Here is a 21,544-nt window from a genome sequence, read left to right as displayed (position 1 = left end):
GAATGGCTGATATGGATGCTGATTTGGTGATTGTGGGTGCTGGCCTGTTCGGTCTGACCGTGGCCCAGCAGGCCGTCGAGCACAGCGGAGCCCGGGTACGCATAATCGACGTGCGCGACCACATCGGCGGCAACGCCTACTCCTACATGGATGAGGAGACCGGAGCCGAAATCCACAAGTACGGTGCCCACCTCTTCCACACCTCCAACCGCAAGGTCTGGGAGTACGTCAACCGCTTCACCGAATTCACCGACTACACCCACCGGGTCTACACCACCCATAAGGGCGAGGTCTACCCCCTGCCCATCAACCTGGGCACCATCAACCAGTTCTTCCACGCCCACTACACCCCCCAGCAGGCCCGGGAACTGATCCGGGAGCAGGCTGGCGAGCTGGCAGGGACCGACCCGAGCAACCTGAATGACCAAGGCATCTCTCTGATCGGCCGGCCCCTGTACGAGGCCTTCATCAAGAATTACACGGCCAAGCAATGGCAGACCGACCCCTCCCAGCTGCCCGCCTCCATCATCAAGCGGCTTCCGGTGCGGTTCAACTACGACAACCACTACTTCAAGGACACCTGGGAGGGACTGCCCAAGGACGGCTACACGGCCTGGTTCGAGCGGATGATCGACGACCCCCGCATCCAGGTGAGTCTGCAAACCGACTTCTTCGACAACTCCCAGCCCTGGAATCGGGATGCTCTGGTGGGACAGGTCCCCGTGGTCTACACCGGCCCGGTCGACCGCTACTTCGACTATCGTCTGGGCGAGCTCAAGTGGCGGACCGTGGACTTCAAGGAGCGCCGCTACGACGAGGACGACCACTTCGGTTGCCCGGTCATGAACTTCTCCGATCCTGACGTGCCCTACACCCGCGCCATCGAGTTCAAGAACTTCAACCCCGAACGCTACGACCGGCAGAACCATGAGCGCACTGTGGTCTGGGAGGAATACAGCCGCTTCGCCGGCAAGGGCGACGAGCCCTACTACCCCATCAACACCAGCGACGACCGGGCCCTCTATACCCAGTACAAGCAGTTGGCGGCCCAACAGCCGAAGGTGGTATTCGGCGGCCGCCTGGGCACCTACGCCTACTATGACATGCACCAGGTCATCAACTCGGCCCTGGATGCCTGGGACAAGCGGATCGCTCCCCTGGTAGGCCCCGCCAAGGACTGAAACAGCACCCGATTCCTGTCGACCCTCTAGCGGCAATCATCCCACTGGGGTGACGGGAAGAGAATGGGTTCCGCCTTTGTCCACAGGGCGATCATGTCGTCGTCGGGATTGGTCAGTGCCTGGATCTGCACTCCATCCATGGTGCAATAAACGGTTCTAATCAACCGGTGGAAGGCCGACCGATCCCGATAGGGCTCAGGCAGCTTCCAACGGATCCCATCCATAAAGTCGATCATCCGGGCATGGCGATTACGGTAGTACTCGTGTGCGGGATGAGCCGGATCGTGAGCCTCTACAGCCAAATGCATGAAGAGCATGACCAGGACCATACGCTCGGCGTTCTCCTTGACCAGACGACGCAGATAACCCGGCAGCGAATAGAGGGGATGCCCCTCCCGGTCTCGACCAATGGCCAGCTCATCGCGCTCGCCGGGCTTGGACCCAAAGGTGAAGGAACCCTGGTCGTAGTAGACCTGGATGACCAGGGAGAGCAGCTCCTCGCGCGTGCGGACGTAATGACGCAGTCCCGGCAAGGTCAGACCGACGGCATCCGCAATGGCCTGCATGGAGACACCATAGGTGCCATAGTAGGCGATCATCTGGGCGGCGACCTGGGCTATCTGTCTGCGGCGTTCACCGGGGGCCATCCGCTGGCGGGCGCCAATCGGGCGGCCCGGAAGGCGTCCAACCTGATCTCCGCCCGCCCTACTGGTGGTCTTCCTATTCGCATCACTCATCAGAATCATCATACCGTTGGCCGACAGACCGTCCTAAGCCGTACATAGCCCCTTTCCCTAGACGCTCCCTTGACGGAACCGCCCACAATGACCTGCCCTCTTGCTTATTTCATATATTTAAGATATAAAACAATACAGGAAGCACGGCGCTTCCCCACTGTGCACAGACGCACCGAAAGAGAGGGAGTTGGATAATGACACAAGCCGATTCAGCAGGCAGGCAAGAGCTCGGCACCGCAGCTAAAAGCCGATACTGCATTGCCTTCTTCGTTTTCAATCTGTTCTGGATGATGGCCCTGTCCATCGTCGCCTCGGTCCTGCTGCCCCAACGCCTGACCGACATCGCTCCGGGGTCCAAGGTGGCCATATCCGGGGTCTTCAACGCCACCACGGCCCTGACCTCCCTGGTGTCCAACCTGATCGTGGGCAACCTGTCCGACAGGACCCGTTCCATCTTTGGCCGCAGAACCCCCTGGGTCGTTTCCGGCGGCCTTATAGCCGGCATCTCGCTCTTCCTCATGGGCATCATTGCCAACGTCTGGGCCATCGGCATCTTCTACTGCCTGGCCATGGTCGGCCTGAACATGATGATCTCGCCAGTGGTCGCATCCCTTTCCGACCGTGTTCCCGAGTCACAGCGGGCCACCATGTCGGCATTCATATCGGCAGGCAATCTGGTGGGCAACTCCCTGGGTACGCTGGTCGGCGCCCGTTTCATCACCATGCAGATCCCGGGCTGGATCATGTCCGGCATGGTCATGGGCGTGGCCGGACTGGTCACAGTGGTCATCTGGCCCAAGGAGCCCTCATCAAAGGACATGCCCGCTTTGAGCAGCAGCCTGCGCTCCATCCTGGAATCCTTCCGCCCGCCTCGCCATGCGCCCGACTTTTGGATGGCCTTCGTGGGACGTTCCCTGCTCCTGTTCAGCTACTACATGATTCTCAACTACCAGCTCTTCATCCTCCAGGACTACATGGGCCAGTCCGTCAAGGACTCGGCGGCCACCATGTCGACCATGTCCCTGGTGTTGATTGTGGTCTCCATGATCGCCGCCCTGGGTGCCGGCCCGATCTCCGACAGGATCGGCCGTAGGAAGATGCCCGTGGTCATCGCCAGCCTGCTTCTGGCCCTGGGCTATGCCATGCCCTGGATCATCCACAGCCCCCTGGGCATGATCCTGTTCACCGCCATCGGCGGCTTCGGCTACGGCATGTATGGGTCGGTCGACCAGGCGCTCAACGTTGACGTTCTGCCCAATGCCGAGGAGGCAGGCAAGGATCTGGGCATCCTCAACATCGCCACCACCCTGGGCCAGATGGTGGGGCCCATGGTGACATCGCTGATCGTCTCGGTGACCAAGTCCTACCAGCTGGTTTTCCCCACCGCCATCGTCCTGGTGCTGCTGGCCTGCATCTTCATCAGCCGCATCCGCACCATCAAGTAAGGAGTCCAAACAGTGAGCATCCACATCGACCCGCGCCTGACTACCGGCACCATCAGCCCCTACCTGCACGGCCAGTTCATCGAATTCCTCGGCGAGTGCATCGATCAGGGACTATGGGTGGGAACGGATTCCCCCATTCCCAACACCGACGGCATCCGCACGGACACCCTCAAGGCCCTGAAAGCACTGAAACCTCCCCTGCTACGCTGGCCCGGCGGCTGCTATGCCGACACCTACCACTGGCGTCAGGGGGTCGGGCCACGCGATCAGCGTCCGGTGGGGTACAACGAGAACTTCGGCACCTACCAACCCGACGGACACGGCTTCGGCACCGACGAATTCCTCAGACTGTGCCAGGCCGTTGGCGCCGAACCCTGGATCAACGTGAACATGCTGAGCGGATCCGTGGCCGAGATGCGCGACTGGATGGAGTACTGCAACCGTCCATCGGGCACGGCCATGTCAGCCATGCGGGCCGCCAACGGCCACCCCTCCCCCTATGGCGTGAAGTTCTGGGGTCTGGGCAACGAGCCCTGGGCCGGCGGGGGGACGATGACCCCGTCCATGTACGCGGACCGCTATCGGATGTTCGCCTCGGCCATGCCCACCTTCGCCGAGAACGGGGATCAACCCCCGATGATCCGGCCCATCGCCTGCGGCCCGGACGGCAACAAGCCCATGGAACGGGTGCGCTGGACCAGGGATTTCTTCCAGGCTTTGGCCCAGTACCGCCAGCCACCCATCGCCGCCTACGACCTGCACTTCTACAACTGGAACATCGACCATCCCGACGACACTTCCACTCGGTTTGATCAGGACGGCTGGGATCGGGTGATCAGAGGCGCCCTTGAGCTCGGTGAGGTCATCGATCAGCAGTGGGATCTGATGCAGGCCTGCCTGGCCACCATGCCCCACCCTGAGAGCACCATGGATTCCAGGCTGACAAGGGTCGACCTGGTCATGGGCGAATGGGGCAACTGGCATGGCGATGCCTTCACGGCTCGTCCGGCGCTCCGGCAGCAGGTGACCATGCGCGACGCGGTCACCTCGGCTCTGACGCTGGATATCCTCCAGTCCAGATGCGACAAGGTGTCCATGGCCTGCAATGCCCAGACCCTGAACGTCCTCAACTCGCTGATCCTGACCGAGGACGACGCCACCATCCTGACCCCCAACTACGACGTCTTCATGATGTACCGGTGCCACCAGGGGGCCCGGGCGGTCCAGAGCCTGCCGGAGGCCGACAACCCTTCCCTGCACGTCTTTGCCTCGGTCAAGAACGGACACATCATGGTGGATCTGGTCAACGCCGACATGGCCTCGGCCGCCGAAGCGACGCTGACCCTGCCCGAGTCTGTGCGTCCTGCGGGCATGCAAAGCCTTTCTGCACAGGATCCACATGCCTGCAATACCCGATCCGACCCGGACCAGGTCAGGGCTCGCCAGGTCGATGTCTCGGACATCCCCGAAGGACGTGAAATTACAGTCCGCCTGGATCCGGCCTCAGTGAATGTGCTTGACCTGGCCATGGTCTGAGGGTCAACAGCAGCAATCGGCGGGCTGGGCACTATGCCTGAAGTCCGCCGATTCAAATCTACGATCCAGCTATATAAACAAACCAAACATATAAACAGCATGTGGCCGATCCCCCGAAAGAGGTCGGCCACATGCTTATATCAGGCGCATGACAGCGCCCGACTGGGTTGTTCTACTCAGGCGTGCCAGACGTCCTTGCCGTTCTCCTTGGCGGCCTTGACATCGGCGTCCAGGGCGCTCTCGTCGCCCTCCACCTTGCCGGCGATGTAGTCCTCGACCAGCTGGCGGGCCTCGTTGTCCTCATGCTGGACAGCGGGCGACTTCATGAAGTAGGAGCTGGGTGCCAGCACCGGGCCGGCCAGGTGGCGGTCCAGGGCTATCTTGGCGGCGCGCAGGGCATCGATGACGATACCGGCCGAGTTGGGCGAATCCCAGACCTCCAGCTTGTACTCCAGATTCAGCGGGACGTCACCGAAGGTGGTGCCCTCCAGACGCACGAAGGCGAACTTGCGGTCATCCAGCCAGGCCACGTAGTCGGAAGGACCGATGTGGACGTTGTGGGGATCCATGTCGTGAGGGACGATGGAGGTGACTGCACGGGTCTTGGAAACCTTCTTGGACTCCAGGCGAGTGCGCTGCAGCATGTTCATGAAGTCCATGTTGCCGCCCACGTTCAGCTGGTAGGTGCGGTCCAGGCGCACGCCGCGGTCCTCGAAGAGGCGGGCCATGACCCTGTGGGTGATGGTTGCGCCAACCTGGCTCTTGATGTCATCACCCACGATGGGCAGACCTGCATCGCGGAACTTCTGGGCCCATTCGGGGTCGGAGGCGATGAAGACAGGCAGGCAGTTGACGAAGGCACACCCGGCCTCAATGGCGGCGGTGGCGTAGGCCTTGTCGGCCTGCTCAGAGCCGACGGGCAGGTAGGAGACCAGCACATCGACCTTCTTGTCGCGCAGGACCTGGGCCACATCCACGGGCTCGGCATCCGACTCGGTGATCATCTTCTTGTAGTACTCGCCCAGCCCGTCGCCGGTCGGCCCGCGCAGGACCTCAACGCCCTTGTTGGGAACGTCGCAGAACTTGTAGGTGTTGTTTTGCGAGGCGAAGATGGCCTCGCTCAGGTCCTTGCCGACCTTGAGTGAATCCACATCGAAGGCGGTCACGAACTCCACGTCACGAATGCGGTAGCCGCCGAAATTGGCGTGCATGATGCCCGGGATCTTGTCATCATCCTTGGCGTCCTTGTAATACTCGACTCCCTGTACCAGCGAGGAAGCGCAGTTGCCCACGCCCGCTATAGCTACACGGATGCTCATACAAACTCCTCTGATTTACTGAGTTATTCCAACCTAAGCATACCTTCTCCCGCTGAATAGCATGGAGGAATGAGCAGTACAGACCACCAAGGATGGCGCAAACGTACGAAAATGATGAACGTTCAGCCTTAGGTCGAACAGTTCTCAGCCCCGCCGGTTAGCGTGGTTGGCATGGCCAATCAGACTCGTTCAGTCAGTTCGACCTCGCCCACACGCAGGACCCGGTCCGAAGCGCGCGGCAGCAGGAATCGTGCCGACAGGCTCACCTCGCGGCATGCCGACCGGAATCCCCGGGGCGGCGGACCACGTCGCAGACGGCCCCACAAGTCGCATCGCGTGCTTAAGTGGACCCTGGCCCTTCTGGGATTGCTGCTGGTCACCGGAGCGGCGGCCTTCGCATACCTGTATCTGACCACTGAAATCATCCCGCCTGAGAAGCAGGCCCTGGCACAGAAGACCACGGTCTACTATGCGGACGGCACCACCCCCATCGGAACCTATGCCAACCAGAACCGGGAGATCATCGACTGCGCGGTCCTGCCCAAGTATGTGGGCAATGCGGTCGTCGCCTCGGAGAACCGCACCTTCTACAAGGACAACGGCATCGACCTGAAAGGCATCAGCCGAGCGCTCTTCAACAACGTGACCAAAGGCACCCGTCAGGGCGGATCCACCATCACCCAGCAGTATGCCGAGCGCTACTATCTGGGCGAGACCACCACCTACAAGGGCAAGCTGCGCGAGGCCATTCTCTCCTTGAAGATTTCCAGGACAGAGGATAAGGACACCGTCCTGTGCAACTACCTGAACACCATCTACTTCGGCCGTGGTGCTTACGGGATCCAGGCCGCCGCCCAAAACTACTTCGGCAAGGACGCCAAGGACCTGACCATGCCTGAGTCAGCCATGCTGGCTGGCATCATCCCCGCCCCGGCCTCCTGGGACCCGGCGGTCAACCCCAAGCAGGCCGAGTCGCGCTTCCGCCGCGTGCTGGCCATCATGGAGGAGGACCACTACATCAGCCATCAGGACCGGGCCAGCGCCCAAATGCCGCAGACCATCAAATACATGCCGCAGAACGTCTACCAGGGACCCAACGGCTACCTGCTGCGCATGGTCCGCAACGAGCTGTCCTCCGGCAAAAAGGCCCCCTTCACTGCGGACGACCTGGATACAGGCGGCTACCGGATCATCACCACCATACAAAAGGACAAACAGGATCTGATGTTCCAGGTGGCCAGTCCGTCCACAGGCAACAAGCATCTGCCGCCCACCCTGCAGATCGGAGGGCTCTCGGTCGACCCCAAGACCGGGGCCATCATCTCCCTGTACGCCGGTGACGACTACCTGACCCACCAGCTCAACAACGTGGATCAGGCGACCTTCCAGGTCGGTTCGACCATGAAGGCCTACACACTCCTGGGCGCCATCCAGGACGGGGTCAGCCTGAACACGGTCTTCAACGGCAATTCACCGCGTACCTTCTCCAGCGTGGGCAAGTCCGTCGCCAACGCCGGTAATGTCAGCTACGGGTACATCAACCTCTACTCGGCATTCGCCAATTCGGTCAACACGGTCTTCATGGACTTGGGCGAGCACGTGACCTCGCAAAAGGTTGCGCAAGTGGCCCACACAGCCGGCATCACCGGAAAGATCGACGATACGACCACCTTCGACACCCTGGGTGTGGACGCTCTCTCGGTCTATGACGTGACCCAGGGCTACGCCACTCTGGCCAATGGAGGGCAACGGCCCAAGTTGCACTTGGTCGCTCAGGTCAAGGACGCCAAGGATCAGGAGCTCTACACGGCCGCAATCCAGTCTGATCAGGTCTTCAACGCCGATCAGGTGGCTCTGCTGCAGAAGGCCATGACCACCACGGTCCAGCGTGGCACTGCGTCCTATGCCCGTTCCCTGGGGCGGCCCATCGCCGGCAAGACCGGCACGGCCAATGACCAGACCGCCATCTCCTTCATCGGATTCACCCCCTCGCTCCTGACCACCTTCGCCGTCTGGAACCAGGGGCAGGACGGCGGGGCCCTGAAGGTGCCGGATCGCTATCACGACGACTTCTATGCGGTCCAGCTCTTCACCCAATACATGAAGTCGGCCCTGGGCAACAGTCCGGTGGAGCGTTTCCCGGATGCAGAGGACCACGGCAAGGTCGGTGGCCCGGAAGGCAATTGGGGCACCGGATCCAGGCAGAGCAGCTCGTCCACGCGCAACCGTGAATACTCATACGCCCCCCAGCAGCGCTCCCAGCGCCAGAACTCCGAGCAGGGGCAGTCCGGATCCGGCAGTGGTTCAGGCGCTGGCGCTGGAGGTGGAACGGAGAACGAAGACAACAGCGGCAGCAATGAGGGCGGCAACGAAGGCAGCACTCAGGGCAACTCAGGGACCGAGTCAACCCAGGAGTAAACCAGCCAGCGGTATACCAGTTCAGACAATGTGGTCCGACCCGGGCGTAGCTGTGCGTCCGGATCGGACCTGAATGACGGGTATTGGATTTTCTGGCCCTCAGCCGCGCTGGAAGCGGTTGAGCGCCGAGATGATGGCCTTGAGGGAGCTGGTGGAGATGGACGAGTCGATGCCCACACCCCAGATCACCCGGGACCTGGCCGGTTCGCCCACCTGGCATTCCACGTAGGAAGCCGCCAGAGCATCCGTGCCGGCGGTCATGGCGTGCTCGGCGTAATCCAGGACCGAGACGGTCTGGTCCAGGGACTTGAGTGCATCCAGGAAGGCCGCAATAGGACCGTTCCCATGTCCCTGAACACGACGACGCTCCTCGGGATCGCCCGGGGCAAGCCCACGGTCCAGCAGGGTGGCATCCAGGACTGTGTCGGAACCGTCCTCGCCGGAAGTGACTGCCACATTCAGCAGCTTGAAGCGGCCCCACTGCTGCAGGGTCTCGTCGCGCTGGTCGGCCATGGACTCGCCGCCGACCACGCTCCCGCCGGCCTCCACGGGCAGGTACTCGTCCTTGAAGAGCCGCCAGATGTCGGCATCCTTGACCTCGCGCTTGGTCCTGTCAGCATAGCTTTGGACCAGCCGCTCGAACTCCACCTGGAGGCGCTTGGGCAGATCCAGATGATGGTTGGCCTTGAGCAGGTAGGCCATGCCGCCCTTGCCCGACTGGGAGTTGACCCGGATGATGGCCTCGTAGTTGCCGCCCACATCCTTGGGATCGATGGGCAGGTAGGGCACCAGCCAGAGGAAGTCGTCGGGGTTGGCGTTGGCGCGCAGGGCCGCCTGCTGCCGGGCATCCAGGCCCTTCTTGATGGCATCCTGGTGGGAGCCGGAGAAGGCTGTGAAGACGAAGTTGCCCACATAGGGGTGCCGCTCGGAGACGGCGATCTGATTGCAGTACTCCACCGTCCGACGGATGCCGGGCATGTCGGAGAAGTCCAGTTGGGGATCGATCCCCTGGACCAGCAGGTTCAGCCCCACCGTGCAGATGTCAACATTGCCGGTGCGCTCACCATTGCCCAGCAGGCATCCCTCCACCCGGTCAGCCCCGGCCAGCAGGCTGAGCTCGGTGGCGGCCACAGCCATGCCCTCGTCGTTGTGGGGGTGCAGGGAGAGCACCACCGCATCCCGGTCCTTGAGGTTGGTGGATATGTACTCCACCTCGTCAGCGAAGACGTTGGGGGTGGTCATCTCCACGGTGTTGGGCAGGTTGATGATCATGGGATGCTCCGGCGTGGGCCGGATCACGTCGATGACCGCGTTGCAGACCTCCAGGGAGTACTCAGGCTCTGCGCCGGAGAAGGACTCGGGCGAATACTCGTAGGAAAGGTCGGTGCCCCCGGCATCGGCCTCCAGGGATCGGCAGAGCTCGGCTGCGTCAGTGGCCAGCTGCTTGATGCCGGCCTTGTCCTTGTGGAAGACGACCTCCCGCTGCAGGACCGAGACGGAGTTGTAGAAGTGGACCACGGCCCGCTTGGCCCCACGCAGGGCCTCGTAGGTACGGCGGATCAGATGCTCGCGGGCCTGAGTCAGGACCACGATGGTTACGTCGTCAGGGATCAGCTCGCGCTCTATCAGCAGGCGGATGAAGTCATAATCAGTTTCGGAGGCCGAGGGGAAGCCCACCTCGATCTCCTTGAAGCCCATGGAGATCAACAGATTCCAGAATCTCAGCTTGCGCTCGGAATCCATGGGGTCGACCAGGGCCTGGTTGCCGTCGCGAAGATCCACCGAGCACCAGCGAGGCGCCCGCTTCAGGGTCTTGCCCGGCCAGGTGCGCTGCGGATAGTCAAAGGGGACCTGCTTGTTGTAGGCCACATACTTGGTGTAGGGCATGGCGCTGGGCTTCTGCGGCGAACCCACAAACCTGGGGGGAGGCAGCAGCAGATCGTTGTTCCCTCCATTGGACGCCGCGGCCTGGGCCGCAAGATCAAACACGGATGCACGATCCTGATCCATCTCTCCTCCTTCTTTCGTTCGTCGGAAACCACAATGTCGCCCGGCTATAGGCGTTCGGGCATGTCGAAACCGCACCGGGGGTGTCATTATCTTACCGGAGGAGGGCCAGGACATGCGGTCCGGGTCCGCATTACGACGCAGCGGAAGGCGAGCGCGCGGAGCCTGGCATAATTCGCGAGGTTGCCAAGGATGCAAATACCACACGATGCAAGCGCTGACAGAGTGCTCACTTCATAAGATTCAGTGGAAAGGATTCACTGGAAGAGGGAGACGCCGCGACGGCCCTCGCAGTAAGCGTTGCCCAGCCAGGTGTGACGCGAGTTAGGCCAGACCGAACCCAGACGGGGGGCGTTCTGGCTCATCCAGATGCTAGGCACGCGCCCATCGGCGCTGTGGGACCCCAGCAGGTTGAAGCCGTTCTTGACCGCCAGCCAGTCGGGATGCTGGGTGGCGATGGCCAGCCCCTCCTCCAAGGTCAGAGGTAGACGGTCGTCGGAGTCGATCAGTTTGCGGGCCACGTCGGGTTCGCGGTTGGTGTAGCAGGTCCCGGTATGGGGCTCCAGGACGATGTAAAAGGGACCCTCGGGCGGCTCGAACCCGTTCTGCGGCAGGAAGCTGGCGATGTCACGCGGCGGCATGGTGGTGAAGCCGGCCATGCGGTTGATGCTGGTCCGGGCGATCAGCGACTCGGGCGAGACCAGCTCTCTGGTGGGGATGAGCAGGACCTGCTCGCCCAGCTCAGTGGACTCCAGCGCGGAAATCAGGGGCTGGGCCAAGGCTCTGAAGGCGGCGGCGCTGATGTCCGCCACATCCGGATAGCCCAGGGCCACGATCCGATCCAGTTGCCGCTGCACTTCTTGGGAAGATCTGGTCATGGCCTCCAGTCTAATTCGAATCTGCCCCCGCGAGCACCTACACTCTCGACACTCACCTGCCAGGGCGAGGTATCGTATTCCGATTTAGTGCTGGCCGTACACGTGCTGATAACGGTCGTTCAGACTGGCCACATCCTCGTCGGACAATGGCACAGGCGTACCGATTTGCTTAGCAGCCCACACCGTACGCGCCACCTCCTCCGTCATCGCCGCCGCCTTGACCGCAGCCTCAGCATCAGCACCGACCGTGAAGGGGCCGTGATTGCGCATGAGCACCGCAGGACAGCCCGGATGTTCCGCCAGGGTTTCGACCACCCCACGACCTATCTGGTCCGAACCAATCAAGGCGAAGGGACCCACCGGCACCGGACCACCGAACTCGTCACCCATCATCGTCAATACGCATGGAATTGACCGGCCCACTGCAGCAAAGGCCGTAGCAAAGGTCGAATGCGTATGCACCACGCCAAATACTTCAGGCATGTGCCGGTAGATGTAGGCGTGCGAAAACACATCCGAGGAGGGGGCGGCAGATCCGTCCACCACATGCCCTTCCAGATCCGTGACCACCATTGATTCCGGCGTTAACTGCTCGTAGCGCACCCCGGATGGCTTGATCACCAGCAAGTCGGCTGAATGCAGGCGTTGCGAGACATTCCCCGCCGTCCACACCACCAGCCCCCACTTGATCAACTGCTCATGCAGGGCGGCAACATGCTCACGAACCAATCCCACTTCGACACGTACCTCATCAGAAAAATCAGCCAAGGACGTCATACGAACCACCACCATTCCCAACAAGGGGCCGACCCTTCCTGCGAAAAGCCGGCCCGGTTTGCTTACCTGCGTGCACAGACCCTGCTGCGCATCCTCACAGGCTTTCCAGATCCTTGCCCTTGGTCTCCTGGGCAAAGAGATAAATAACAGCGCCGATGACCAGGCAGACACCGAAGAAGGTGAATGCCGTGGTGACAACGCCGATGTTGATGTGCTGGGAGACATAGTCGCCGCCCACCAGGAGCCCCATGAATATAGGGCCTACGATCTTGGCCGTGGCGCCGATGCCGTATCCCAGCCCCAGTCCGGTGGAACGAACATCGTTGGGGAACTGCTCGCCGCCGAAAGCGTTGAGAATGCCGAAGACACCGTCGGCGAAGGTCATGATGACCAGGACAGCGATGTAGAACTGCCAGCCGGAATTGTGGAAGAAGGCCGCGTAAAAGCATCCCAGAGCCCCGATGATGCCGAAGGAGAACATGGTCCAACGCCGACCGATGATGTCAGCCAGCCAGGCAGAGCCGAATCTGCCGATGCAGTCGGCCACGGAGACGCCCATGAACAGGTAGGCCACCATCTGCGTTGAGAAGCCGAAAGCATCCTTCATCAGCGTTTGACCCCAGGATTGGATGGCGAAGGAACCCAGAATGAAGCAGAAGGAGCCAACCGAAATGATGATCAGCGGCTTTAAATGCTTGGACAAGAGCAGGCGATAGCTGGCCTTCTGCTCCTGCTCGACCTTGGGCAGGGCACCGACCTGGTCCACGGGAAGCTCCAGAGCCCATGCCAAGGCCTTGCGGGCATCGTCGTCACGGCCCACGCTCTGATAGAAACGGGGGGACTCGGGCACGGTAGCCAACCAGAACAGCAGAAGGACAGGGATAACGCCCAGGGCCACCAGCACGCGCCAATTGTCGCCAATCAGGCTCTGTGAGACGGATCCCAGGAGCAGACCCAGAGGAATGAAGACCGAGGCCAGGCCGGAGAGCATGCCGCGCTGTCTGGCCGGCACGAATTCCTGGACGTAGGGGATGGAGATGATGTTCAGGCCGCCTACGCCGACACCCACGCCGATTCGCAGGATGGCCAGCAGGATCCAGGCACCGTCAGGCAGGAAGACCGACAGGGCCGTGAAGACCACGAAGCAGAGAACACACCACTGGAAGGCATGCTTGCGGCCGAAGCGATCGGCCAAACGCCCCCAGAGGATGGATCCGATGACCGTGCCCAGCCCGGAGCAGGCCAGGATGATTCCAGCGGAGACCCCGGTCAGGTGCCAGGCCGAAGTCAGGAGGGAGACCACGAAACCAATCAGGAACATATCGAAGAATTCAGATATGTTGCCGGCTATGGCCAGGCCGATGATGCTTTTCTGATGTCCGGTCAGAGGACGAGCGTCTATCTGCTCGTATGCGGTCAGTGTCTCCCCGGCCTGTGTGACATGTGTATCACTCATAATGGTGCTTTTCTTTCTCGGATGGTCATGATGATGGCGGCCCGACCCCCGTACGGATCTGACCTGAGGATCCAGGTCGCTCTCTCCTTCCTTGGAGAATGCTGCGGCGGCCTTGGATCATGAAGGAACGGTCAACGGTTGATATCCCCGCCCAGCGGAATATCCAGTTCCTGGGCGCGGATACGGGTCAGATCGCCCATATGCGTCAGGGCATACTCGGCGGCCCGCTGTCCCCACCTGACACCGCACTCCACATCATCGGAGAGGAAGCCGTGGAGGGTGGCAGCCACGAAGGAATCCCCGGCGCCGGGACGATCCACCACCGGAACCGTCGTGGTGACGTACTTCTTGATTCCCTTGGAGGTTCTCAAGTAAGGACCATCCAAGTGATTGGTGGAAACAATGTACTCATTGCCGAAGCGCTGGTAGAGCTGCTCGCAGACCTCCTCGCCTGTCCCCTCGATTCCGAAGACGCTTTTGGCGTCCTTGATGGAGCAGAAGAGAATGCGGGCCTTATGAGCAATGGGCTCCAAAACCTTTCTGGCCTGGTCACCAGACCAAAGCTTGCTGCGGAAGTTCACGTCAAAGGCGATGTCGATGCCGCGCTTCTCCGCCTGCTCGGCCGCATAAGTCACCACCTGGGCCGTGGTATCGGTCAGGGCCGCGGTGATGCCGGTCAGGAAGAGCAGGCGGGTGTCCAGCATCCGGTCCCAGTCGTAATCCTCGATCCCCGTCGACCTGAAGGGGGTGTACTCGCGGTCGTAGATGACGTTGGCCGGCATGGGGGGTTCGCCCGGCTCCATGAAGTAGAGGGCGATCCGGCTGGCCGGCTTGCGGACCATGGTGCTCAGATCAACACCCACAGACCTGTACTCGCTCAGGACGTATTCGCCCAAATCCCCCTCCGGCAGCGAAGAGGTCCACAGGGTCTTGCGCTGAAGCTGAGCCAACACTCCAGCCACATTGGCCTCGGAACAGGCTGGATTCATCAGGACCGACCGGGCGTTCATCAGCCGCTCCCCCCTCCTGACCGTGAGCCTGATCTGCCCCTCTCCTATGGTCGAAAGGTCATATGCATGTTCTGCCATCACTTGCTCCTTGTCTACATGGCCGCTTCTCTAGAATGGACCACGACGTCCGCTTCATTCCGTATTACGACCTGTCACATTCAAACTCGCACCGATCGGGTCGACCCTCCAGGGGCGACCGCTGGCATCATTGCCTCCCTGCCGATGCCAAGGGGGTGGAGGACCGGCACAACCACCCCCGGGTCGCAACCGTGACCGCTGCGACCTGTACTTCAGCCTCTGGGGTCAAGCACCTCCATGTCAGCCCCTCGCAGCCAGGTTTCCACTTTCTTCCTTGCATTCGCGACGATCTGATCGGCCTGGTCCGAATCATCGTTCCACATCTCCAGCATGATCCGCCCCGACCAGGATTGCCGGGCCAGCTCGGCGAAAGCCGTGGGAAAATCGGCACAGCCCTCGCCCATGGTGATGCGACGCGGCTGCCCTGGGAGCACATCCTTGACATGGATGGCCATCATTCTGCCGGCTCCAGCCCTGAGCTCAGCCACGGCATCCAGCTCCTGCTCGTAGAGGTTGCCGATATCCGGGTACATGCTCAACCAGGAGGACCCGACCTGATCGCAGATGGCCAGACCCTTGGTGATGGAGGTGATGTCATTGCCATCCACATTCTCTATGCCCAGCATGACGCCGGCCTGGGCCGCATACTCAGCCGCCCTGGCCAAAACCTCCACATACCTGGCGCGCTGGTCGGGATCAGGGTCCTCGTAGTAGGCGTAGTAACCGGCTACCTGAATCAGGGGAATGCCCGCCTCATGAGCCAGATCGATCGCCTTGAGGAAGATCTCATAGGCCTGACGGCGGACAGCCGGATCGGCCGAGCCAGGGCCAACCTTACGGTGGCAGCTCAGGCAGATCCCTCCGACCTGGACGCCCTGGCGGTCAGCGGCCTGACGGAAGGTGGAAGCCTGGGCAGCCGTCCAGTCCAAGCGGGCCATCCGCTTGTCGCTTTCGTCAATGGACAGATCCATGAAGGTGAACCCATCGGCCGCCACCTGGGACATGAACGCATCCCAATCATCCGGCTCGGCGGGGGACTTCAGGGCCTTCTCATAGATGCCCAGGGTGATGCTGCCGCTCATTGCGGCCACACCCTGCCGATGGTCTCCCGCAGCTCGGTCGCAGCGGCCAGGGGGTCGTCAGCCTTGACAATGCCGCGGCCGGAGATCACCACTCCGACGGGAACTCCTTGGAAGAAGGGCAGATCCTTGGCCGTGACCCCGCCGGTCACAGTGACCTTGAAGCCCATCTGATGCAGCTGGCGGATGCGATCCTTGTCGTCCTCCCCCCAGGTCAGCTTGCCGGCCGCTTCAGCGTCGCGAGAACGATGGACGATGACCTGGGTAGCTCCAAGTCGCCGCCATTCGCGCGCCTGTTCGGGATCGTAGGTTTCACCCAGCTCAATCTGGACCTCACCGCCGAACTCCTGGGCCACCTTCACCACCTGCTCGACCGTGGTCATGCTGGCCCCGGCGACCACCGAGACCCAGCTGGCACCCGCCTCGAAGCAGGCGCGGGAGATGACCGCTCCGGCCTCGGCGATCCTGACATCAGCCAGGATGGTCTTATTGGGATAGAGAGCACGGATCTCGCGCACGGCTCTCAGCCCTTCGGCGATGATCAGAACCGTTCCGCACTCGATGACATCCACTTGGCTGACGGCCGCATTCAGAGGCCTCAGGGCCGAGGGCATATCAAAGGTGTCCAGCGCGATCTGAAGCTGGGGGCGTTCCAGGGTCTTGTCTGCTGCCATCGCGCTCAGGCCTCCTTACGGAAGGAGAAGAAGTTGTGGGCGTTGCGGATGAGCAGCTTGTCCACGTAGTCGGGATCAAAGCCTTCGGCGATCATGCGGGGGCCGTCCACTGCCGGGTTGTAGTCCACGCCGCTCACAGAGCCGTAGACCTTCTGGTAGGAGCGCTTGCCGGAGTCCGTGCCCAGGAGGATACGGTCCTCATAGCCGTCTTTCTTGAAAGCCTTGAGCTCCATCATCCTGTTGGAATCGGGCTGATACTTGATCCTGTTGGTGCCGTCGATTTCCAGATAGACGCCCAGATCCAGGATCTCCTCCAGGTAGTAAACATCCGCGTTGCGCTGGATATGCCCGATCGCGATCTGGTCGGCGGGGACCCCCAATCCAATCAGGGTCTGGGCCTGTTCCAGACCACAGGTTCCATAGGTGGTGTGCGTGTTGATGGGAGCGCCGGTCTCGATGGCCGCCTTGGCAGCAGCCTCCATGCACTTGTGTTCGAAGGGCGTGATTGCGCCGTAAGCAGTGCCGATCTTGATGACGCCTGCCTTATAGGGGCTGCGATCCACCAGGGGACCGGTGTAGTCGTTGCGGTCGATGCCCTCGCGGATATCGGCAATGACCAGATCGGCGATCTGATCCACGCTGTAGCGGTTGATCCAGTGTGACTGGGTCTCCAGGTAGACATGCTCACGATGGAAGCCGGTGGCCCCTATGATCTGCAGGTTCTCCACCGAGCGGGCCACCTCAGCCAGCTTCTCGATGTCACGGCCGCAGTTGATGGGGCACATATCCACCACGGTGCCACCCTGCTTGCTCCACTTCAGCGAGGCCTTGGCGAAATATCCGGCCTCGGTCTCTGCCTTTTCAACTGAATCTAGTTGATGGTCCTTGTCTAGGTAGACCTCACCGGCTCCCACCCGGATCAGATGGTCGTGGCTGTTGACTACGCCAAGCGTGCTCGGGTCGACATCTCCCAGAATGGTTCGTGCAAATGCCATGTGAACTCCTTTGTTGGTTGTGCTCTGCGATTTCGCGGCACCGGTCTTCAGGCTTTTCCTTCCGGTGCCTTTGACGGGAAACAGACTATGTGAACCGTCAGAGAACAACAAGGATATCGATGAACATATGTACTTTGACAATGACTCTATTGCTATATATATATTTCATTTTCAGCATTACAAGAGCCTTCTTTAGACCATTTGGGACAGCTGGGCTCGTGTATGCAAATTCTGATAACATGTACATATGTTCAGCGATTTACAGATGATGACCACTTCCGATGCCCGCAAGCGGGTCCAGCTGCTTCTTCGCGTAGCCCGCATGTACTACCAGGATCACATGCTGCAGTCTCAGATCGCCACAGCGACAGGCTATTCCCGACCCTCCGTCTCCCGAATGCTGAAAGAGGCCCAAGACCGAGGACTGGTGAAGATCTCCATTGAGAATCCATTAGAGCGGCTTGAAGACCTGGAGTCCAGGCTGATCCGACAATTCAACCTCCGTTGCGCCCGAGTCTCAGAGCCACCGCAAGGATGCACCGGATATGACGTTGTGCCCCGAAGCGCGGCATCTCTCTTGGTCGAGCAGACCAGGCCCGACTCTTTGATAACCGTCTCCAATGGCAACGCCGTCGCCTACACGGTTCGCGAAGTTCCCCTGCAAAACTGGGCAAAGTCCAAGGTCGTGCAGATGATCGGTTCCCTGTCGCCGACCAATCCTATGACGGATTCACCGGAGATATGCCGCATGCTGGCCCAGCGACTGGGTGGCAGCTACTCGTCGCTGCCGGTGCCCATGATCCTTTCTTCGACATCCGTAGCTGAAGCCATGCGCAAAGAACGCCAGATAGCCGACACCCTGACTCTGGGCGGACACGCCGACGTTGCGGTGGTGGGAGTCGGGTCGGTCAAGGAGGGAAGGTCAGGACATATTTTCAAAGACTACGAGAATGCAGCTTTCATCAAGGAGGTGACCGAGCTCAAGGCCGTGGGGCACATCTGCGGGCATCACATCGATGCCCAGGGTCGCCACATCCGAACCAGCCTGTGTGAACGCACTATATCGATTGAATTCGAACGCCTGAAGCGGATCCCTCTGGTCATAGGCGTGGCTTGGGGGCCGCAAAAAGTTGCCAGCATCCTCGCCTGTCTGCGGGCCGGGCTTATCTCTGCACTGGCCACCGACCGCGACACGGCCGAAGGGATACTTGAGCTGGAACAACGGCAGAGGAGCGCAGGCAGAAAAGCTTCACAAACCCCGAGCCAAGCAGAGGCCAAGCAGGGCTGACCCTGCATGAAAACCATCAGGCAGACGGAGCCTGGTAGAACCGATCAGCCCAGATGCACAATCAGGTCCTGTCGGCGAAGTGCTTGCGGGCGATCAGCTCGGCAATCTGCACGGCGTTGAGGGCAGCGCCCTTGCGCAGGTTGTCGTTGGCCACGAACATGGACAATCCCCTCTTGCCCTCCACGGCCTGGTCCTGGCGGATGCGACCCACGAAGCTGGGGTCCTTGCCGGCGGCGTCCAGAGGAGTGGGTATTTCCGCCAGACTTACTCCGGGGGCCTTGGACAGCAGGTCACGGGCCTGATCAGGGGTGACATCGTGCTCGAACTCGGCATTGATGCTCATGCCGTGGGCCGTGAAGACCCCTACCCTCACGCAGGTGCAGGAGGCGGCCAGATCAGGCAGGTGCAGGATCTTGCGGCTCTCATTGCGCAGCTTCTGCTCCTCGTCGGTCTCCCCGCTGCCATCATCGACCAGAGCGCCGATGAAGGGAACGGCGTTGAAGGCAATGGTACGCACCACCTTGGTGGGCGGTGGGAACTCGATGGCCGATCCGTCGAAGACCAGCCGGTCAGCACCTTGCTCCACGGCGGTTTTGGCCTCGTCGCGCAGCTGGAGGACGCCGGCACGACCAGCCCCCGACACAGCCTGGTAGGAGGAGACGATCAGACGGCGCAGACCGTATGCCTTGGCCAAGGGACTCAACACCGGCATGCAGGCCATGGTGGTGCAGTTGGGATTGGCCACGATCCGCCGCGGGATAAGATCCAAGTCCTCGGGGTTGACCTCGGACACCACCAGGGGGACCTCGGGATCCATCCGCCAATGGGAGGAGTTGTCGACCACGTAGGCTCCGGCCTCGGCGAAACGCGGGGCCCAGGTTCCTGAGGTCGAACCGCCGGCGGAGAAGATGGCCAAATCGATCCCGCTCAGGTCGGCCTGCTCAACATCCTCGACCGTGATGGTCCTGTCACGCCAGCGCAGCTGTTCGCCTGCAGACCGGGACGAGGCCATGAATCGCAGGTCGGCCACGGGGAAGTCCCGTTCATCCAGCATCCGGCGCATGACCATGCCTACCTGGCCGGTGGCACCCAGGACGGCTACATTGATGCCACGGCGTCCATTGCTCGCCAAATCAGCCTTATCCGTCATTGCTCTCTCCTCTCTGCTCAGCGACCCGTGCCGCCGTAAACGACCGCCTCGACCTGATCAGCATCCAAGTGGAAGGCCGTATGGATGGCCCGTACCGCCTCGTCCAGGTCCTGGATGGGCACCAGGGCGGAGATGCGGATTTCGGAGGTCGAGATCATGAGCACGTTGATATGTCGCTCGCTTAACGCCCGGAAGAAGGTGGCAGTGATGCCCGAATGGGTTTTCATCCCTACGCCTACCAGGGTCACCTTGCCCACCTCGGGATTGATGTCCACTGATCGGAACCCCAATTGCTCGCGGGAGTCATCCAGCATGGGGACCACCTGATCAGCCTGAGCGGACGGCAACGTAAAGGAGATGTCCACAGTGCCGGTAGCCGCCCCAGCCTGGACGATCATATCGATGTTGATGCCGCCCTCGGCAAGGATGGTGAAGAGCTGTGCGGCCACGCCAGGTCGGTCGGGCACGGCCCGCAGGCTGACCTGAGTTTCACTGCGGTCGTGGGCAACCCCTGAGATGATGGGTGACTCAGGGCCGTTCAGGTCCGGGAACAGGTCGCCCATGGATTCGCCGTTGGTCATTTCCTTCCTTCCGTCATATCCCGTCACCTGTCAGCGCGTGCGGCGGGGCGATCCGGCAGCTGGCCGGTCTCCAAATTGGGAATCTTGTCAGCATCGACATCGTCAGGCATGATCAGCGTGCCTGGGCGATGGGAAAAGGAACTGCGCACATGGATGGGCATGCGGAAGCGCTGGGCATACTCCACGCAGCGCAGGGCCAGCACCTTGGATCCGCCGGCCGCCATCTCCAGCATCTCCTCATATGAAATGCGGGCGATTCTACGGGCGGTGGGAACAATGCGCGGGTCGGCGGTGAAAACCCCGTCCACATCGGTATAGATCTCGCAGACATCCGCCTTGAGTGCCACGGCCAGGGCCACAGCCGAGGTATCCGAGCCGCCACGACCCAGGGTGGTGGCATCGCCGTCGGGGTTGACCCCCTGGAAGCCTGCCACAATCCCCACCTCGCCTCGGTCCAGGGCCTTCATGACTCGCTGGGGTCGGACATGGCGGATGTGGGCTGCGCCGTAGCGTGCATCAGTCATGAATCCCGCCTGCGAACCGGTGAAAGAATGGGCGCGCTCGCCTTGTGCATGGATGCTCATGGCCAGCAGGCTCATGGAGATGCGCTCCCCGGCCGTCATGAGCATGTCCATCTCTCGGGCAGGAGGGTTGGAATCCACATCCATGGCCTGGTCAATCAGATCGTCAGTGGTGTCCCCCATAGCGGAAACCACCACAGCAATGTCATTGCCGGCGCGCTTGGTGTCAATAATGCGCTTGGCCACACGCTTGATGGAGTCCGAGTCCGCCACCGAGGACCCGCCATACTTCTGAACGATAAGTGCCACTGCTGTTCCATCCCGCGACGGTTAAGCCACTAGACCATCATCTGCAACATGTTGATTACATGGATTATACGAACGACACCGTTCTATCAGACCCCCTCCACCAAT

18 protein-coding genes are annotated in these 21,544 nt (G+C 61.3%); 5 read left to right on the top strand and 13 right to left on the bottom strand.

Features of this window, described 5'->3' with window-relative positions; genetic code table 11:
• The first annotated feature begins 2 nt into the window (after nt 1–2).
• A complete protein-coding gene (glf, locus tag H3U89_RS04290; protein ID WP_198178372.1) occupies nt 3–1,181 on the top strand; it encodes a UDP-galactopyranose mutase in 1,179 nt (392 codons plus the stop codon).
• Nucleotides 1,182–1,207: 26 nt separating this feature from the next.
• Here the strand turns inward: glf and H3U89_RS04285 are convergent, their stop codons facing one another.
• Nucleotides 1,208–1,918 (bottom strand): TetR/AcrR family transcriptional regulator, encoded by a 711-nt coding sequence (locus H3U89_RS04285; protein ID WP_198178373.1) that lies wholly within the window; start codon nt 1,916–1,918, stop codon nt 1,208–1,210.
• A 194-nt stretch (nt 1,919–2,112) separates the two neighbouring features.
• Here H3U89_RS04285 and H3U89_RS04280 point away from each other — a divergent pair, with 194 nt between their 5' ends.
• The gene (locus H3U89_RS04280; RefSeq protein ID WP_198178374.1) at nt 2,113–3,363 is read left to right on the top strand and encodes an MFS transporter; all 1,251 of its coding nucleotides are present in this window, start codon (nt 2,113–2,115) and stop codon (nt 3,361–3,363) included.
• A 12-nt stretch (nt 3,364–3,375) separates the two neighbouring features.
• On the top strand, nt 3,376–4,899 hold the full coding sequence (locus H3U89_RS04275; protein WP_198178375.1) for an alpha-N-arabinofuranosidase: 1,524 nt from the start codon (nt 3,376–3,378) through the stop codon (nt 4,897–4,899).
• 176 nt (nt 4,900–5,075) lie between these two features.
• Here H3U89_RS04275 and H3U89_RS04270 read toward each other — a convergent pair whose 3' ends face one another.
• Nucleotides 5,076–6,218: an inositol-3-phosphate synthase gene (locus H3U89_RS04270; RefSeq protein ID WP_029678243.1), complete on the bottom strand. Its 1,143-nt coding sequence runs from the start codon at nt 6,216–6,218 to the stop codon at nt 5,076–5,078.
• Between the two features lie 171 nt (nt 6,219–6,389).
• Here H3U89_RS04270 and H3U89_RS04265 point away from each other — a divergent pair, with 171 nt between their 5' ends.
• Nucleotides 6,390–8,636 carry a transglycosylase domain-containing protein gene (locus H3U89_RS04265; RefSeq protein WP_198178376.1) on the top strand — a complete coding sequence of 749 codons (2,247 nt, stop codon included), beginning with the start codon at nt 6,390–6,392 and terminating at the stop codon, nt 8,634–8,636.
• 99 nt (nt 8,637–8,735) lie between these two features.
• Here the strand turns inward: H3U89_RS04265 and leuA are convergent, their stop codons facing one another.
• From leuA to H3U89_RS04225, 8 genes are all read right to left on the bottom strand, one after another.
• The gene (gene leuA, locus H3U89_RS04260) at nt 8,736–10,646 is read right to left on the bottom strand and encodes a 2-isopropylmalate synthase (protein WP_198178377.1); all 1,911 of its coding nucleotides are present in this window, start codon (nt 10,644–10,646) and stop codon (nt 8,736–8,738) included.
• A gap of 254 nt (nt 10,647–10,900) precedes the next feature.
• Nucleotides 10,901–11,521: a DUF5701 family protein gene (locus tag H3U89_RS04255; protein WP_198178378.1), complete on the bottom strand. Its 621-nt coding sequence runs from the start codon at nt 11,519–11,521 to the stop codon at nt 10,901–10,903.
• An 84-nt stretch (nt 11,522–11,605) separates the two neighbouring features.
• Nucleotides 11,606–12,298 (bottom strand): L-ribulose-5-phosphate 4-epimerase, encoded by a 693-nt coding sequence (locus H3U89_RS04250; protein WP_198178379.1) that lies wholly within the window; start codon nt 12,296–12,298, stop codon nt 11,606–11,608.
• 94 nt (nt 12,299–12,392) lie between these two features.
• A complete protein-coding gene (locus H3U89_RS04245; RefSeq protein ID WP_198178380.1) occupies nt 12,393–13,754 on the bottom strand; it encodes an MFS transporter in 1,362 nt (453 codons plus the stop codon).
• 131 nt (nt 13,755–13,885) lie between these two features.
• The gene (locus tag H3U89_RS04240; RefSeq protein WP_144084928.1) at nt 13,886–14,842 is read right to left on the bottom strand and encodes a sugar kinase; all 957 of its coding nucleotides are present in this window, start codon (nt 14,840–14,842) and stop codon (nt 13,886–13,888) included.
• A 212-nt stretch (nt 14,843–15,054) separates the two neighbouring features.
• Complete coding sequence (locus tag H3U89_RS04235; protein ID WP_198178381.1) at nt 15,055–15,924, bottom strand: L-ribulose-5-phosphate 3-epimerase; 870 nt, start codon at nt 15,922–15,924, stop codon at nt 15,055–15,057.
• Nucleotides 15,921–16,595, bottom strand: a complete 675-nt coding sequence (locus H3U89_RS04230; RefSeq protein WP_024626967.1) for a 3-keto-L-gulonate-6-phosphate decarboxylase UlaD — start codon at nt 16,593–16,595, stop codon at nt 15,921–15,923. Before H3U89_RS04230 ends, H3U89_RS04235 begins: the two co-directional genes overlap by 4 nt.
• Before the next feature lie 5 nt (nt 16,596–16,600).
• Nucleotides 16,601–17,590: a phosphotriesterase family protein gene (locus H3U89_RS04225; RefSeq protein WP_198178382.1), complete on the bottom strand. Its 990-nt coding sequence runs from the start codon at nt 17,588–17,590 to the stop codon at nt 16,601–16,603.
• Nucleotides 17,591–17,837: 247 nt separating this feature from the next.
• Here H3U89_RS04225 and H3U89_RS04220 point away from each other — a divergent pair, with 247 nt between their 5' ends.
• Nucleotides 17,838–18,878, top strand: coding sequence for a sugar-binding transcriptional regulator (locus tag H3U89_RS04220; protein WP_232345505.1), 1,041 nt, complete (start codon nt 17,838–17,840; stop codon nt 18,876–18,878).
• Between the two features lie 61 nt (nt 18,879–18,939).
• Here H3U89_RS04220 and H3U89_RS04215 read toward each other — a convergent pair whose 3' ends face one another.
• From H3U89_RS04215 to H3U89_RS04205, 3 genes are read right to left on the bottom strand one after another with little or no spacing between them, the layout of a single operon-like run.
• Nucleotides 18,940–20,028, bottom strand: coding sequence for an aspartate-semialdehyde dehydrogenase (locus tag H3U89_RS04215; RefSeq protein ID WP_198178383.1), 1,089 nt, complete (start codon nt 20,026–20,028; stop codon nt 18,940–18,942).
• 17 nt (nt 20,029–20,045) lie between these two features.
• Nucleotides 20,046–20,609, bottom strand: a complete 564-nt coding sequence (locus tag H3U89_RS04210; RefSeq protein WP_045924944.1) for an ACT domain-containing protein — start codon at nt 20,607–20,609, stop codon at nt 20,046–20,048.
• A 23-nt stretch (nt 20,610–20,632) separates the two neighbouring features.
• Nucleotides 20,633–21,439: an aspartate kinase gene (locus H3U89_RS04205; RefSeq protein WP_082067745.1), complete on the bottom strand. Its 807-nt coding sequence runs from the start codon at nt 21,437–21,439 to the stop codon at nt 20,633–20,635.
• Nucleotides 21,440–21,544 lie beyond the last annotated feature (105 nt).

The organism is Bifidobacterium sp. W8104, from assembly GCF_016100735.1.
Lineage (GTDB): Bacteria > Actinomycetota > Actinomycetes > Actinomycetales > Bifidobacteriaceae > Bombiscardovia > Bombiscardovia choladohabitans.
The sequence above is the reverse complement of the archived record's forward strand: the minus strand, read 5'-3'. Positions and strand labels throughout refer to the sequence as shown.